This is a genomic window from Pantoea sp. SGAir0175, from assembly GCF_043547855.1.
Genome location: NZ_CP028081.1, coordinates 3,977,860 through 3,993,622, shown reverse-complemented (window position 1 = coordinate 3,993,622; position 15,763 = coordinate 3,977,860). Strand labels below are relative to the sequence as shown.

Below are 15,763 nucleotides of genomic sequence, written 5' to 3'. Positions count from 1 at the left end.
TAATTGGTCTCTTTCTATCTTCGTCAGCCCGGCACCAGATTTCCAGCCCCGCAGCGGTCAAAGGGCTCTCTGCGACAAATCGTCCGCACACATCAGCAACTGTAGCGGCCACGTTACAGCCTGGTACAGAAGCTTGACGGTGCCTGTGCTGCCTCTTTACGCCCGCCTCTCGCTTTGTGCGCAATTCCTGATATTTTTGCCGCCATAACTCTCCGGCAGCCCTGTTTAGTGCTGTCATTACTTTGTTTCTCAGGCAGACATTTTGTTCCATGATGATGAGTAATACGCAAAACCGCTTCCTGCTGTTCATGCTGATTGTGCTGGTGGCGGTCGGGCAGATGGCGCAGACCATCTATGTGCCCGCCATGGCGAACATGGCAGAGGCGCTTAACGTACGCAGCGGCGCCATGCAGCAGGTGATGGCGGCCTATCTGATGACCTACGGCGGATCGCAGCTGATCTACGGGCCGCTGTCGGACAGTATTGGCCGGCGTCCGGTGATCCTCTCGGGAATGTCGATCTTCGCGGCGGGCGCGCTGATCGCCCTGTTTGCGCCGTCGCTGAGTGTGCTGGTGCTGGGCAGTGCGGTGCAGGGACTGGGTACCGGCGTGGCTGGCGTGATGGCGCGCACCATGCCGCGCGATCTTTACTCCGGCATTGCGCTGCGCCAGGCCAACAGCCTGCTCAACATGGGCATTCTGGTCAGCCCGCTGCTGGCGCCGGTAATCGGCGCGCTGCTGACCCATCTGTTTGGCTGGCACGCCTGCTTTGCTTTCCTGCTGCTGCTGTGTGTTGGCGTAACGGCGGCAATGGCCCGCTGGCTCCCGGAGACCCGTCCGGTGGATGCGCCCGCGACACCGTTTCTGCGCCGCTACATCACGCTGCTCAGCGACGGCAACTTTGTGCGCTATCTGCTACTGCTGATCGGCGCGCTGGCGGGCATTGCGGTATTTGAGGCCAGCTGTGGCGTACTGATGGCGGGCGTGCTGGGGCTGGACGGGCTGACGGTGAGTATTTTGTTCATCCTGCCGATTCCGGCGGCCTTTTTCGGCGCCTGGTTTGCCGGCCGCGAGCAGAAATCCTGGCATACGCTGATGTGGTATGGCGTGAACAGCTGCCTGCTGGCGGGCCTGCTGATGTGGCTGCCGGCGTGGTTTGGCGTGATGACTATCTGGACGCTGCTGGTACCGGCCGCGCTGTTCTTCTTCGGCGCGGGCATGCTGTTTCCGCTGGCAACTTCTGGCGCGATGGAGCCCTACGCGTGGCTGGCCGGCAGTGCCGGTGCGCTGATTGGGGGGCTGCAGAATCTGGGTTCCGGCGTGGTGGCGTGGCTCTCTGCGCTGCTGCCGCAGCACGATCAGTCGAGCCTCGGCATGCTGATGTTTGTGACGTCGCTGGTGATGCTGCTGTGCTGGTGGCCGCTCTCGCGTCATCCGGAGAGCGGCAAACAGACGGTTACAGGATAAAAGGGTGCAGTGCCGCGTCTTTGCGGTCCAGATAGTGGATCGACTGAATGCGGCGAATGGTGCGCGATTTACCGCGCACCAGCAGCGTTTCGCTGGTGGCGATATTGCCCTGGCGCGTGATGCCCTTTAGCAGATCGCCCGTGGTGATGCCGGTCGCCGCGAAAATCACGTTATCGTTACGCGCCATCTGTTGCAGCGTCAGCACTTCCCCGGCGTTGATACCCATTTCGGCACAGCGCGCCAGCTCCTGCTCACCCAGACGGCGGTTTTCGGCCGAATCCCCTTTGACCTGATGACGAGCCAGCAGGCGCGCCTGCATGTCGCCATCCATGGCGCGGATCACCGCCGCTGACACCACGCCTTCCGGCGCGCCGCCGATGCCATACAGCACGTCCACTTCGCTGTCCGGCATGCAGGTAAGAATCGAGGCCGCGACATCGCCGTCCGGAAAAGCAAACACGCGCACGCCCAGCTGCTGCAGCTGCGCAATGACCGCATCGTGACGCGGTTTAGCAAGAATCGACACCGTCAGCTGGCTGAGCGGTTTATTGAGCGCCTGCGCAATCGCCTGCAGATTGGTGGCGAGCGGCAGGTTGAGATCGATAGCGCCGCGCGCGCCCGGACCGACAATCAGCTTTTCCATATACATATCAGGTGCGTGCAGGAAGCTGCCTTTATCGCCCACCGCCAGCACCGCCAGCGCGTTGGCCTGGCCCATCGCAGTCATACGCGTGCCTTCGATAGGATCAACTGCAATGTCCACTGCATCGCCGTGGCCGGTACCGACTTTCTCACCAATGTAGAGCATCGGTGCTTCGTCGATTTCGCCTTCGCCAATCACGATCTGGCCGTCGATGTTGATGGTGTTGAGCATAATGCGCATAGCGTTGACGGCGGCGCCGTCAGCGGCATTCTTGTCGCCGCGTCCTAACCAGTGATAGCCCGCTAACGCAGCGGCTTCGGTCACACGGGAAAATTCAATCGCGAGTTCTCGTTTCATGGTCTGCACCTGACAAAAAACAGGCGGGCAGTGTAGCACAGCGGGGCAGGGGGACGGGAAAAACCCGCGGCAGGGCGCCGCGGGTCAGCACAGTGTTACTCTTCTTCTTCCCACGCCTGGGCGCGTGCCACGGCTTTTTTCCAGCCGGCATAGCGTACGTTGCGTTCGGTGGTTTCAATGCTTGGACGGAATTCGCGTTCCACCACGGCTTTAGCACGAACTTCTTCCAGATCGTTCCAGAAGCCGACCGCCAGACCGGCGAGGTAAGCCGCACCCAGCGCGGTCACTTCGCGCACTTCCGGACGCTCCACGCGCGTCCCGAGAATATCGGACTGGAACTGCATCAGGAAGTTGTTGGCCACCGCACCGCCATCCACGCGCAGCGACTGCAGGCGGGTATCGGCATCGTTCTGCATTGCTTCCAGCACATCACGCGTCTGGTAAGCGATGGACTCCAGCGTGGCGCGAATGATGTGGTTGGCGTTGGCACCACGGGTCAGACCGAAGATTGCGCCGCGCGCATACGGGTCCCAGTACGGTGCGCCGAGACCGGTAAAGGCCGGCACCATGTACACGCCGTTGGTGTCTTTGACTTTCATCGCGAAGTATTCGGAGTCGCCCGCATCGCTGATCAGCTTCATCTCATCGCGCAGCCACTGAATGGACGCACCACCGATGAACACGGCACCTTCCAGCGCGTAGTTCACTTCGCCACGTGGACCGCAGGCGATGGTGGTCAGCAGACCGTGAGTCGAGGTAACCGCTTCGGTACCGGTGTTCATCAGCATAAAGCAGCCGGTGCCGTAGGTGTTTTTCGCCATACCAGGCTGCACACACAGCTGACCATACAGCGCAGCCTGCTGGTCACCGGCGATACCGGCGATAGGAATACGCGTGCCGCCCTTACCACCAATGTTGGTCTGGCCGTAGATTTCGGACGATCCTTTCACTTCCGGCAGCATTTCACGCGGAATATCCAGAATCTCCAGCATGCGCGCATCCCACTCCAGCTTGTGGATGTTGTACATCATGGTACGCGATGCGTTGGTGTGATCGGTGATGTGCACGCGGCCCTGGGTCATTTTCCACACCAGCCAGGTGTCGACGGTGCCGAACAGCAGTTCGCCGCGTTTTGCCCGCTCGCGCGCGCCTTCCACATGGTCGAGAATCCATTTCACCTTGGTGCCGGAGAAGTACGGGTTAATCACCAGACCGGTGGTGTGCTGGATGTACTCTTCCAGACCCTCTTTCTTCAGCTTGTTACAGTAGTCGGCGGTACGCGGATCCTGCCAGACGATGGCGTTGTAAATCGGTTTGCCGGTCTCTTTGTCCCAGACAATCGCGGTTTCACGCTGGTTGGTGATACCGATGGCGGCGATCTGGTCAGAACGGATATCAGCGTGTGCCAGCACTTCCACCAGCGTGGAACTCTGTGAGGCCCAGATGTCCATCGGATCGTGCTCAACCCAGCCGGCTTTCGGGTAGATCTGGGTGAATTCGCGCTGTGAGACGGCGACGATGTTGGCGTCATGATCGAGCACCACGGCACGTGAGCTGGTTGTGCCCTGATCGAGCGCGACAATATATTTTTTATCAGTCGTAGTCATTATGGTTTCCTGATGATTAACGATGAAACTTACGCTTTACGCTGCTCAGCGCGCGCGACCGGTTTTTCTGTTTTACTGGTTTCTGCAAGGTTGCCCGGCAGGTGACGGCCAATCAGCGCACGGTAACCGAAGGCTCCGAGGCAGGCACCGACCAGCGGGCCAAAAATTGGCACCAGGAAGTAAGGAATATCTTTACCACCGGTGAACGCCACGTTACCCCAGCCCGCGAAGAAGGCGAACAGCTTCGGACCGAAGTCACGCGCCGGGTTCAGGGCGAAGCCGGTCAGCGGACCCATGGAACCGCCAATCACCGCCACCAGCAGACCAATCAGCAGCGGCGCCAGTGGGCCACGCGGTACGCCGTTGCCGTCGTCGGTCAGCGCCATGATCACCGCCATCAGCACGGCGGTAATTACCATTTCCACCAGGAACGCCTGCGCCACGGTGATGTGCGGGTTCGGATAGGTGGAGAAGATACCGGCCAGATCGAGGCTCTGCACGCTGCCGCGTACCATCTGGTGGCTGGCTTCGTAATCAAAGAACAGATTGTAGTAAAGACCGTAGACCAGCGCCGCCGCACAGAACGCGCCAGCGATTTGCGACACAATATAAGGTAAAACTTTGCGGCCTTCGAAGTTGGCGAACAGGCACAGGGCAACCGTGACTGCCGGATTGAGATGAGCGCCGGATACGCCTGCGCTCAGATAAACCGCCATGGAGACAGCAAGACCCCAGATGATACAAATTTCCCACTGGCCGAATGCGGCACCGGCCAGCTTCAGCGCCGCCACACAGCCGGCACCAAAAAAGATGATCAAACCGGTACCGAGAAACTCGGCGATGCACTGACCTTTGAGTGTGTTCGTTGTCTGACTCATAATGGAATTCCTGAAGCGAGGTTAAATTTTATCAGTTTTTGTTCTCAATCCTTGAGTCGCCCAGCTCTAATGTAGGGTTGATGTGAATTTATCGTTAACGAGCATAAACGAGAAATAGCGAAATCGAATTTTGTGTGCCGTGTCATAAAAATGCGCGTTTTCGCGTCTTTTGCCTGTGTTTAGGGCCAAAAACCCCCGCTGCGCTGCACCCTGCGCGTGTGACCGCGCGCAAAATGCGCGAAGTTGCGCGTTTTCCAGGTATAAACTGAAAAGTGTTACAGACTTCCCTCGCAGGCCTTGTGCTGCTGGACTTGCCGGGTGTGGCTACATACAATCGGGACATCGTGGCTGGACGCACTATTTTAAGGCACGCCCGGTCTATCAACGCCTTGCACGATTTAGGAGAGGTCAGAAAGATGTCATTTGAAGTATTCGAGAAACTGGAAGCGAAAGTACAGCAGGCGATTGATACCATCACCCTGCTGCAGATGGAAATTGAAGAGCTGAAAGAGCAGAACAATAACCTGAAAAACGAAATGAGCCAGGCATCCGGCAATCACGAAGCGCTGGCGCGTGAAAATCAGCACCTGAAAGAAGAGCAGCATGTATGGCAGGAGCGCCTGCGTGCACTGCTGGGAAAAATGGAAGAAGTTTAAGCCTCAGCGCTTAAACCAACGGGTGCCGCGGCACCCGTTTTTGTTTGTCGCTTACTCGATGTCGAGTGCGTCTTCAGACAGGATCATGCCGGTGTTGTCGGCGTAGAGATGATCGCCTGAGAAGAAGGTGACGCCGCCGAAGTTAACCCGCACGTCGCTCTCGCCGATGCCTTCGCCTGCGGCGCCAGCCGGAATGGCCGCAATCGCCTGAATGCCGATCTCCAGCTCTTCCAGCTCATCGACCTGGCGAACCGAGCCGTACACCACGATGCCTTCCCACTCGTTTTGCGCCGCCAGTCTTGCTAACTGTGCGTCAACCAGCGCGCGCCGCACTGAGCCGCCACCATCGACCAGCAGCACGCGACCGCGACCGTTCTCTTCGAGCAGGTCATACAGCAGGCCGTTGTCTTCGAAACATTTCACTGTGGTAATTTGACCACCGAATGAGGTGCGCCCACCAAAGTTCGAAAAAAGCGGTTCAACAACGTTCACTTCTTCATGGTAGATGTCGCAGAGTTCAGATGTATCGTATTTCATAGGGATGTCGTCTGTTTGCCACAGGAGCGGTAAGTATATCGCTATCTGACGATTGTTGGCAAAATCATCAACCGCCAAAAAAAGCGCTGCATCAATATCCTGCGTAATATTTTGTCTGCGGCGGAGAGAACAGCGGCGCGTGGCGACAGCGCCGCAGGGGAAGCGTTACACGGCGGGCTTCTTGAAGGCCTGTTTGTGCGAGATACGGGAAATCAGCTCGGTCAGCGACAGCACCATGGTGGAGCGCACCATCTGCAGGTAGCGCTGCTGCTGCATGGCGCGCAGCGCGGCGTCGTCGCGGGTGAAATCGGGTTGCGGCGGCCAGGCCAGCACGCAGTGCAGTTCGCCGAACGGGCCGAGTATTTCATCGTCGGTAAAGCGGTAGTCGCTGGTGTCGTGATTCAGCTCCTCACGCAGCGCCAGCAGCAGCTCGCAGTCTTCGTATTCGTGGCGATTGATCACCCCCAGGCCGTAGATGAGCTTCAGGCGTACCGACAGCTCGCCCAGCGGGCCGTCGCCCAGCAGCAGCGGTTCCACCGCATATTTCACCGCGTAGTCGTCTTTGCGAAAGACCTGCAGCACCAGCAGATTGACTGCTTCCGCCAGCAGTTCGACAGCGGCGATCAGGAAGCTTCTCACCGAACGACCGGCGTTCAGCCGCTCAAGCACCCGGTTTTCAAAAGCCTGCTTCTCTTCCATTATTGCCTGCATCATTCAGCTACCGTCGACGGGCACGCGGCTGCCGTGCCCGAATTGACCACTAAAGGGCGCGCATTATGCCATAGCGTGGTAAGCGCTCACCACTGAGCTCACCACTTCGCTATTGGCATCGAGGCCAGAAATCTCCGCCAGCGCCGCCTGTGGGCCTTTCTGCGCGATCAGTGACGCCAGCTCCTGCGCCTGCGGATCGGCTTCGCTGCGATAGTGCATCGCGGCAGCAATACCCTGCACCAGGCTGGCGTGCGGCAGCTGATACTCCAGCGTGCCCAGCGTTGGCTTGATCAGGCGATCGCCGGCACTCAGCTTGCGCAGCGGCTGACGGCCGACGCGCTCGACGTCATCTTTCAGGTACGGGTTTTCGAAACGCGTGAGGATTTTCTGGATATACGCGGCATGTTTCTCCGCATCGAAACCATAACGCTTGATCAGCACAGCGCCGCTCTCCTGCATCGCGCCCTGCACCACGGCACGTACTTTCTGGTCGAGAATGGCTTCGCGAATGGTGGCGTGACCGGCGAGCTTACCGAGATAAGCGGTAATGGCGTGGCCGGTGTTGAGGGTAAATAGCTTGCGCTCGACGAATGCCATCAGGTTATCGGTCAGCTCCATGCCAGGAATGTCCGGCAGCGCGCCTTTAAACTGGGTTTTGTCGACGATCCACTCGCTGAAGGTTTCTACGGTAACTTCCAGCGGATCGGTGCTGCCGGCTTCAGATGGCGGCACGATGCGGTCAACTGCCGAATCGACAAAGCCAACATGCTCTTCAACCCACGCATGATACTGCTGCGGCAGCGCCTTCAGTACGTGCTGCTTCAGCTGGCTGGTGCCGCGCACCATGTTTTCACAGGCGATGATATTCAGCGGACGGACATTACCGTTGTCACTGCGTTTGGCCAGACCCTGCGCCACGCTGCCCGCGATGCGCTCAAGGATCTGCGGACCAACCGCCGTGGTAACGATATCAACCTCAGCGATCAGCGTGACGATGTCGTCGCTGGTGCTGTTCACCGCGCTGACGCCGGTAACGATTTCAACCTGCGCCTGCTCGCCCACCACGTGAACCGGATACTCATGACGGGCGTTAAGGGCATCAAGCACCACCTGATTCACATCAGCAAACACCAGTTCGATACCGGCATCCGCCAGCAGCTTACCGATAAATCCACGGCCGATGTTACCTGCTCCAAAATGTAACGCTTTCATAAATTTGACCCATATCAAATGACGAAAGGGCGGGCATGTCCGCCCCGGAAAGTGGGGACGGGCTTGCCCGCCCCAGGGAAGTTAAAACCGCGAATTACGCGTTGGCAGTGCTGCCAGACAGCAGATCCAGCACGTCCTGCACGCTGGTGGTGTTCGCCAGCTTCTCGATTACGCTGTCGTCATCGAGCGCATTGGTCAGGCTGGTGATCACCTGAATGTGTTCGTTATTGCGTGCGGCAATACCAATCACCAGTCGCGCGACTTCGTCCGGCTCATCGCCAAACTGCACGCCAGCCGGATACTGGCAGAATACAACGCCGGTTTTCAGCACGCGGTCTTTGGCTTCGACGGTGCCGTGCGGCACGGCGATGGATTCACCGAGGTAAGTTGGCGTCAGCTGCTCGCGCGCCAGCATCGCTTCAACGTATTCCGGCTGCACGTAGCCACCTTTCACCAGCTGCTCGCCGGCGAAGCGAATCGCCTGCTCTTTATTGCTGGCGCTCAGGCCGAGGAACACGTTGTCAGCGCCCAGTTTGAACAGGTGCGCGCTGCCGTCGTCATAGCTGTCTGCCAGCGCGGTCTGTACCGTTTCACGGTGGGCTTCGCTGCGGTTCGCCGCCACCAGACGCTCAGTCAGGTTGGTGTACAGCGCGCTGTCGAGGAAGTTGTTCAGCGAGATGTGCTGCGCCTGTGGCGCCTGACGCATCGCACGTTCGGTCAGATCGCGGTGAGTAATCACCAGATCAACATCGCCCGGCAGCGAGTTAATCGCGCTGTTGGTCACAGAGATATTGCTCAGGCCCGCATCCTGTACCTTCTTGCGCAGCACGCCTGCACCCATCGCGCTGGAGCCCATACCGGCATCACAGGCGACGATGATTTTGCGCACGTGGCTGACGTCAACGCTGCTGGCATCGGCTACCACCGGTGAACCGGCAACGGCCTGGCCTTTTGACTGCGCTTTCATGTCTTTCATGCGCTGGGTCGCCGCTTCGATATCGTCTTCTTCTTTTACTTTGCTGGTTTTCAGCAGAATCGAGGAGACCACGAAGGAGACGGCGAAAGCCGCAACGATAGCCGCGATGTTAGCGAAGTAAGCGCCTTTTGGCGTCATCGCCAGCACGGCCAGAATCGAACCTGGTGAGGCCGGTGATACCAGACCGCCGTTCAGCAGCGTCAGGGTGAACACGCCGGTCATACCGCCGAGGATCACTGCCAGCAGCAGGCGCGGCGCCATCAGCACGTACGGGAAGTAGATTTCGTGGATACCGCCAAGGAAGTGGATGATCGCTGCACCGCCCGCCGACTGCTTGGCGCTGCCGCGGCCGAAGATCATATAAGCAACCAGCACGCCCATACCCGGACCCGGGTTCGCTTCAATCAGGAAGAAGATCGATTTGCCCGCTTCGCTGGCCTGCTGGATACCCAGCGGCGAGAAGATACCGTGGTTGATGGCATTATTGAGGAACAGGATTTTCGCCGGTTCAACAAAGATTGAGGTCAGCGGCAGCAGGTTGTTCTGCACCATCAGGTTTACGCCGGCGGCGAGAATGTGTGACAGACCTTCTACCAGCGGACCGATAGCGAGGAAGGCCAGCAGCGCCAGCAGCATACCGATAATACCGGCCGAGAAGTTGTTGACCAGCATCTCGAAGCCGCTTTTGATTTTGCCGTCAACCGCGCGGTCAAACGACTTAATCGCCCAGCCGCCCAGCGGACCGGCAATCATCGAGCCAAGGAACATCGGCATATCGGCACCGACGATCACGCCCATGGTGGTGATGGCACCGACCACGCCGCCGCGATCGCCACCCACCAGACGACCACCGGTGAAGCCGATGAGCAACGGCAGCAGGTAGGTAATCATCGGGCCGACCAGCTTGGCCAGCGTTTCGTTAGGAATCCATCCGGTTGGAATGAACAATGCTGTGATGATACCCCAGGCGATAAACGCACCGATGTTTGGCATCACCATATTACTCAGAAAGCGACCAAAGCTCTGAACCTTGACCTTGACTGATGAGGACATAAACCCACCCCTTATTGAGACGCGCTGCAATAAGAGAGCGCGTTTGTTTTTGTTAAGACGTTACGGCGGGGGCCGTGGCATTACTGTATGCACGCGGACTCTAGCACTAGTTGATTACACTGCGTAGCGTCAGGAAAAAGTGTGATACATATCACGCTAAGTTGGGGTGGGCAGGGGGATTAAAGGTGACTTTGATCACAAAAATACCCTGTAAGAAAGCAACGCTGGCGAAAAAATGCGCGCAACAGCGGTAGAAATGTGACAAAAATCACCTTTCACCTGGGCCGGTTTGTTTCACAAATGTGATTGAGATCACAAACTATTTTTGGTTGAAAATGCGCCAGATCACACTCTGTGCTGACAGAAAAAGGCGATGTAAGGAAGTGACGAAAATCTGAAAAAGCGGGCAGTGGAGAACTGCCCGCTGAGCGGCTTACTGCAAACCACCCTGTACGGCATTTTGTGCCTGGGTCAGCGCCTGCGTGTTGCTGGCGAGATTGCTCATCAGCGTGTTGTACTGCGTGGCCTGCTCCTGCGTCGGGAACTGAACGCCGCCGTCATTGAAGCTGACGCGCGCGCCCTGCGACTGCAGATAATCGCCGGCCTGAACTGCCGACTGGCTCAGCGCCTGCAGCTGCGGCAGCAGCGGAATCAGCGTGCTGGCTGGCTGCGTCACCACTTTGGCGTACACGCTGTCGTACACTTTCTTCAGATCGTCCGGCTGCTTCAGCGTGGCTTTGCTGCTGTCGGCCTGCATTTTGGCGCTCTGAATCTGCTGCGTCAGCACGCTCAGATTGCCGCTCGCCTGGCGCAGGCTGTCGCGGCGTGTCAGGTAATCCTGCGGCACGCGAATGGCCGCCAGCTCATCAACCACCGGGCGCATGCCCTGATCCACCGCCTGATTCACCTGCTGCGAGAAGCCATACAGGATGGCGTAATCACTGGCGTAATTACCGAAGGTTTGCTTCTGGTTTTCGCTCAGGCTGGGCAGATGTTCACCGCTGCGCATCACGGTGTTTTGCAAAAAATCAGTAAAGGCTTTGCGCTGATCGCCCTCTTTATCGCCGCAGGCGGTAAGCTGCAGCACAAGTAGCACGCCGGTCAGCAGCATGCCGCTACGCATCCAGATGCGGGAAATTCCTGACGCCATAATTCAACTCCTGTTGTGACGATGGCTAAATTCGATTCGCTGGGAAAGGTCCTAAAGAATAGTGCAATGGCCCCGGCTGTACAACGGCTGGTCTGCAGTGCTTCACGCTGGTGCGTGCCTGCTGCACAACTGTGCAGCGCAGCCTGCCTGCGAGCGCAGCGCTGTGCAATAACGCATGTAATTCAGGCTGATAGCAACCTGGCATTGATATTGCCTGCTTACTGGCAGATGCAGGAGCGATCGCGGGCAACCGACGTCGCCACACAATTTGCAATGGGTCACTAGGGTTCCGATCGCGAGATGCTGGTCCGAGAGTGACCGACCGTCCTCTGACGGTTACACGGCGGGAAAAAAGCCCGGGAGGAAAGCGAGAACGTTGCTCGCCGCCTCCTGCCTGATTTTCGTCCGTTAACGCCAGAGGAATCATCATGATTAAAGCCTGTCTGCGCCTGCTGCTGATTTGCAGCGTCGCCCTGTTCAGCGTTCCGTCGCTGGCCGCCGCTAAACCTTCCTTTAAGCTTTGCTGGTCCATCTACGCTGGCTGGATGCCGTGGGATTACGCCCAGCAAAGCGGCATTGTGAAAAAGTGGGCCGATAAGTACGGCATCGATATTCAGTTTGTGCAGGTTAATGACTATATCGAGTCGGTCAATCAGTACACCGCAGGTGGCTTTGACGGCTGCACCATGACCAACATGGATGCGCTGACCATTCCGGCCACTGGCGGCGTCGACAGCACCGCGCTGATTGTCGGCGACTACTCCAACGGCAACGACGGCATTCTGCTTAAAGGCGCGGACAGCGTCAGCGCGCTGAAAGGCAAACCCATCAACCTCGTCGAACTCTCGGTCTCACACTATCTGCTGGCGCGCGCGCTGGAGAAATCCGGCATGAGCGAGAAAGACGTCAGGGTGGTTAACACCGCCGATGCCGATCTGGTGGCGGCGTTTGGCACTGCTGACGTTAACGCCATCGTCACGTGGAATCCGCTGCTGGCGGAAGCAGAGAAGCAGCCGGACAGCCATCTGGTGTTCTCCTCGGCGCAGATCCCGGGCGAAATCCTTGACCTGCTGGTAGTTAACACCGCCACGCTCAACAAATATCCTCAGCTCGGCAAAGCGCTGACCGGTGCCTGGTACGAGACGCTGCACAGCATGGCCGGACAAAGCGACAGTGCCAAAGCGGCGCGCACGCAGATGGCGCAGGCATCCGGTACCGATCTGGCCGGTTTTGATCAGCAGCTTGCCGCAACACACCTGTTCAGCGATGCCAAAACCACGCTGGATTTTGTCGACAGCCCGCAGTTAAAAGCCACGATGCAACTGGTGGCCGAATTCTCCTTTAAACACGGCCTGCTGGGTGAAGGCGCGCCGGGGGCCGATGCGGTAGGGGTCGCTACCCCGGCCGGTAACTGGGGCGATGCCGGCAACATCAAACTGCGCTTTACCGATACCTTCACCAAACTGGCCGCTGCCGGTCAGCTGTAAGCGAGGCGCTGCCGATGCGTAAATTGATCAACTACCAACCGCTGCCGCTCGGCCGCCTGCTGCTTGGCATTCTGCCGCTGCTGGCGGTGCTGCTGGTCTATCTGTTCGCGTCGGATGCGCGCCTCAGCCTGAACGCGGCAGACAAACTGCTGCCGGGATTCAACGCCATGGGCGAGGCCATCAGCCGGATGGCGTTTCAGCCCAGCCCGCGCACCGGCGAGTATCTGCTGTGGAGCGATACCGCCGCCAGCCTGCTGCGTTTGCTGAGTGGCGTCGCTATCAGCGCGCTGCTGGCGCTGGCAATCGGCCTGTTTACCGGCGCGCTGCCGGTGGTGCGCGCGGTGCTGGCGCCGCTGGTGACGCTGTTTGCGCTGGTGCCGCCGCTGGCGATTCTGCCCATTCTGTTTATCTGCTTTGGCCTTGGCGAAGTCTCCAAAGTGGTGCTGATCGTTATCGGCATCACGCCGCTGATCGCGCGCGATCTGCAGTTGCAGGTGCAGAAAATCCCGCAGGAGCAGCTGGTCAAAGCGCAGACGCTCGGTGCGCATAGCGCGCAGATTCTGTGGCGGGTGATTCTGCCGCAGCTGATGCCGCGCCTGTGCGATGCGGTGCGGCTGTCGCTCTGTTCGGCGTGGCTGTTCCTGATTGCTGCCGAAGCGATTGCGGCCACGGAAGGCCTCGGTTATCGCATCTTCCTGATGCGCCGCTATCTGGCCATGGATGTGATTCTGCCGTACGTGGCGTGGATCACCCTGCTGGCCTTTGCCCTCGACCTGCTGCTGCGGCTCGTCAGCCGACGCTGCTGGCCGTGGTATCACGCCAAATAAGGAGCGCGCGATGCCCTTACTGCAACTGAAAAATCTGGAAAAACACTACGGCGATCAGGTGGTGCTGGAGCGGCTGAATATGCAGGTCGAGCGCGGCGAGTTCGTGGCGATTGTCGGTGCCTCCGGCTGCGGCAAAACCACGTTTCTGAATATGCTGCTCGGCACCGAAGCACCGACCAAAGGCGAGCTGCTGCTGGATGGCGCACCGATTCCCGACGAGCCGGACGCCCATCGCGGCGTGGTGTTTCAGCGCTACTCGGTGTTTCCGCATCTGACGGTGCTGGGCAACGTAATGCTGGCTGACGAGTTCAGCAGCGCACGCTGGCTGGGACGCGTCTGGGGACGCAAACGTCAGGCGATTCGCCAGCGCGCGCAGGCAATGCTGGCGCAGGTCGGACTGGAGCAGGCGCAGAGCAAATATCCGCATCAGCTGTCGGGCGGCATGCAGCAGCGTCTGGCACTGGCGCAGGCGCTGATGAAACAGCCGCGCATTCTGCTACTGGATGAACCCTTTGGCGCGCTCGATCCGGGCATTCGCGGCGAGATGCATCAGCTGATCACCCAGCTGTGGCAGCAGCATCAGCTGACCATTTTTATGATCACCCACGATCTGAAAGAGGGTTTCAGCCTCGCGTCGCGCCTGCTGGTGTTCGACAAACTGCGCCACGATCCGCACGCGCCGCAAGCCTGGGGCGCCACTATCACTTACGACCTGCCGCTGGATCGCACTCAGCCCGCCGCTGAAGTGCTGTCCGCGACGCAGGTGGCTTAAAGGAGAGCACGATGCAGCCATACCAAACCCTGCTGCCCGCCGGGGCGCACTGGTCTTTTGTCATGCGCAGCGGTAGCGCGCTGACGCTGACCGATGTGGAGGGCGGCGCCAGCGCCAGCCTGCTGTTTTATAACCCGGAAAACCTGCTGGAGCGCTATAACGCGCCGGACACGCTCAAGTGCCAGCATACTTTCCGGCTCACCGCCGGCCACTGTCTCTACTCGGACATGGGGCGCATTTTCTGCGGTATTGAACACGACAGTTTCGGCTGGCACGAGAGCGTGTGCGGCACGCTGAACGCGGCACAGACTGCCGCGCGCTATGGGGTCAGCGATTATCAGCAGGCGCGCAACCTGCGCCATCAAAACGGCTACGACAGCTTCCTGGTCGAGCTGGCGAAATATGGCCTTGGCCAGCGCGACATGGCGGCCTGCCTCAATCTGTTTGCGCAGGTACGCGCCGATGACAGCGGCCGCTTAACGCTGGAGCGGCAGGGCGAAGCCGGCGCGCAGGTTCGGCTGCGTTTCGCCATGGACACGCTGGTGCTGCTGCACACCTGTCCGCACCCGCTCAGCCCGGCAAGCGATTATCCGCGTCAGCCGCTGCAGCTGACGCTGGATGCGCAGCGCGCGCCGCTGCCGGAAATCTGTCTGCAGCGCGCGGAAAACCAGCGCGGCCTGCGCAATAACGCCCTTTATCAACTGCAGGGAGAAGTGTGATGATTAAAGAGAGTGAACGAAACCCGGCGCAGGCGCGTCTGCAGCAGCAGATCGACGCCGGTGATTACTGGCTGCAGCGCATTGCCGCCGGAGAAACGCTGCGCATTACCGATCTGGAAGGCAATCAGGCGGCGGATACGCTGTTTTTCAACGCCGACGATACCGCCGAGCGCTACAGCATGAGCGAGACGCTGCGCGGCCAGCACAACGTGTTTCTCACGGCCGGCAGCGTGCTGCGTTCTAATCTTGATCGGCCGATGCTGACCATCACCGCCGATACCTGTGGCCGTCACGATACGCTCGGCGGCGCCTGCTCGTGCGAGAGTAATACGGTGCGTTATGACCTCGAAAAGCGCCACATGCACTCCTGCCGCGACAGCTGGATGCTGGCGGTCGCCGCGCATCCGGAGTCTGGCCTGACGCGCCGCGATATCACGCACAACATTAACTTCTTTATGAATGTGCCGGTGACCCACGACGGCGGCCTGACGTTTGCCGATGGCATCTCCGCGCCGGGTAAGTATGTTGAGATGGTGGCGCAGATGAACATTCTGGTGCTGATCTCCAACTGTCCGCAGCTCAACAATCCCTGTAACGGTTACAACCCGACGCCGATTGCCGTCAGCGTGTGGTGATTCTCTGACGCAACGGGACGACCCGTTTTACGCCGTCACAGCTGGTGCAGGACGACCTGCCGCAATAAGAGTATTCA

15 protein-coding genes and 1 riboswitch are annotated in these 15,763 nt (G+C 59.1%); of the genes, 7 read left to right on the top strand and 8 right to left on the bottom strand.

What is annotated here, in order from left to right:
- Window positions 1-272 precede the first annotated feature (272 nt).
- A complete protein-coding gene (gene emrD / locus C1N56_RS18610) occupies window positions 273-1,466 on the top strand; it encodes a multidrug efflux MFS transporter EmrD (protein ID WP_282955004.1) in 1,194 nt (397 codons plus the stop codon).
- On the opposite strand, the gene glpX is transcribed toward emrD, so the two are convergent.
- From glpX to C1N56_RS18595, 3 genes are all read right to left on the bottom strand, one after another.
- A complete protein-coding gene (glpX, locus tag C1N56_RS18605) occupies window positions 1,456-2,466 on the bottom strand; it encodes a class II fructose-bisphosphatase (protein WP_021507041.1) in 1,011 nt (336 codons plus the stop codon). The two genes, emrD and glpX, sit on opposite strands and share 11 nt — an antisense overlap.
- A gap of 95 nt (window positions 2,467-2,561) precedes the next feature.
- Window positions 2,562-4,073: a glycerol kinase GlpK gene (gene glpK, locus C1N56_RS18600; RefSeq protein ID WP_021507040.1), complete on the bottom strand. Its 1,512-nt coding sequence runs from the start codon at window positions 4,071-4,073 to the stop codon at window positions 2,562-2,564.
- A gap of 29 nt (window positions 4,074-4,102) precedes the next feature.
- Complete coding sequence (locus C1N56_RS18595) at window positions 4,103-4,951, bottom strand: MIP/aquaporin family protein (protein WP_021507039.1); 849 nt, start codon at window positions 4,949-4,951, stop codon at window positions 4,103-4,105.
- Window positions 4,952-5,367: 416 nt separating this feature from the next.
- On the opposite strand from C1N56_RS18595, the gene zapB reads away from it, so the two are divergent.
- Window positions 5,368-5,607 (top strand): cell division protein ZapB, encoded by a 240-nt coding sequence (gene zapB, locus C1N56_RS18590; RefSeq protein WP_021507038.1) that lies wholly within the window; start codon window positions 5,368-5,370, stop codon window positions 5,605-5,607.
- Window positions 5,608-5,658: 51 nt separating this feature from the next.
- On the opposite strand, the gene rraA is transcribed toward zapB, so the two are convergent.
- The 5 genes from rraA to C1N56_RS18565 all read right to left on the bottom strand — a co-directional run bounded on the left by rraA (window position 5,659) and on the right by C1N56_RS18565 (window position 11,246).
- Complete coding sequence (gene rraA / locus C1N56_RS18585; RefSeq protein ID WP_021507037.1) at window positions 5,659-6,144, bottom strand: ribonuclease E activity regulator RraA; 486 nt, start codon at window positions 6,142-6,144, stop codon at window positions 5,659-5,661.
- 165 nt (window positions 6,145-6,309) lie between these two features.
- Window positions 6,310-6,858 (bottom strand): mannitol operon repressor MtlR, encoded by a 549-nt coding sequence (gene mtlR, locus C1N56_RS18580; RefSeq protein WP_193717991.1) that lies wholly within the window; start codon window positions 6,856-6,858, stop codon window positions 6,310-6,312.
- Window positions 6,859-6,918: 60 nt separating this feature from the next.
- Entirely contained in the window at window positions 6,919-8,067 is a 1,149-nt protein-coding gene (gene mtlD, locus C1N56_RS18575; protein ID WP_058758068.1) for a mannitol-1-phosphate 5-dehydrogenase, read from the bottom strand.
- A gap of 94 nt (window positions 8,068-8,161) precedes the next feature.
- Window positions 8,162-10,096 (bottom strand): PTS mannitol transporter subunit IICBA, encoded by a 1,935-nt coding sequence (locus tag C1N56_RS18570; protein ID WP_058771034.1) that lies wholly within the window; start codon window positions 10,094-10,096, stop codon window positions 8,162-8,164.
- 433 nt (window positions 10,097-10,529) lie between these two features.
- Complete coding sequence (locus C1N56_RS18565) at window positions 10,530-11,246, bottom strand: DUF3053 domain-containing protein (protein WP_010616539.1); 717 nt, start codon at window positions 11,244-11,246, stop codon at window positions 10,530-10,532.
- A gap of 270 nt (window positions 11,247-11,516) precedes the next feature.
- Window positions 11,517-11,611: riboswitch (guanidine-I (ykkC/yxkD leader) on the top strand.
- A 63-nt stretch (window positions 11,612-11,674) separates the two neighbouring features.
- Here C1N56_RS18565 and C1N56_RS18560 point away from each other — a divergent pair.
- Genes C1N56_RS18560 through C1N56_RS18540 form a run of 5 tightly spaced genes read left to right on the top strand, consistent with a single transcriptional unit; the run spans window position 11,675 to window position 15,686 of the window.
- A complete protein-coding gene (locus C1N56_RS18560) occupies window positions 11,675-12,733 on the top strand; it encodes a putative urea ABC transporter substrate-binding protein (RefSeq protein WP_058758070.1) in 1,059 nt (352 codons plus the stop codon).
- Window positions 12,734-12,747: 14 nt separating this feature from the next.
- Complete coding sequence (locus tag C1N56_RS18555; protein WP_058771035.1) at window positions 12,748-13,560, top strand: ABC transporter permease; 813 nt, start codon at window positions 12,748-12,750, stop codon at window positions 13,558-13,560.
- 10 nt (window positions 13,561-13,570) lie between these two features.
- Window positions 13,571-14,332 carry an ABC transporter ATP-binding protein gene (locus tag C1N56_RS18550; protein ID WP_264249842.1) on the top strand — a complete coding sequence of 254 codons (762 nt, stop codon included), beginning with the start codon at window positions 13,571-13,573 and terminating at the stop codon, window positions 14,330-14,332.
- A gap of 11 nt (window positions 14,333-14,343) precedes the next feature.
- Window positions 14,344-15,051 (top strand): urea amidolyase associated protein UAAP1, encoded by a 708-nt coding sequence (locus C1N56_RS18545; RefSeq protein WP_104094240.1) that lies wholly within the window; start codon window positions 14,344-14,346, stop codon window positions 15,049-15,051.
- Window positions 15,051-15,686 carry an urea amidolyase associated protein UAAP2 gene (locus C1N56_RS18540; protein ID WP_021507029.1) on the top strand — a complete coding sequence of 212 codons (636 nt, stop codon included), beginning with the start codon at window positions 15,051-15,053 and terminating at the stop codon, window positions 15,684-15,686. The genes C1N56_RS18545 and C1N56_RS18540 overlap by 1 nt, the downstream gene beginning before the upstream one ends.
- Window positions 15,687-15,763 lie beyond the last annotated feature (77 nt).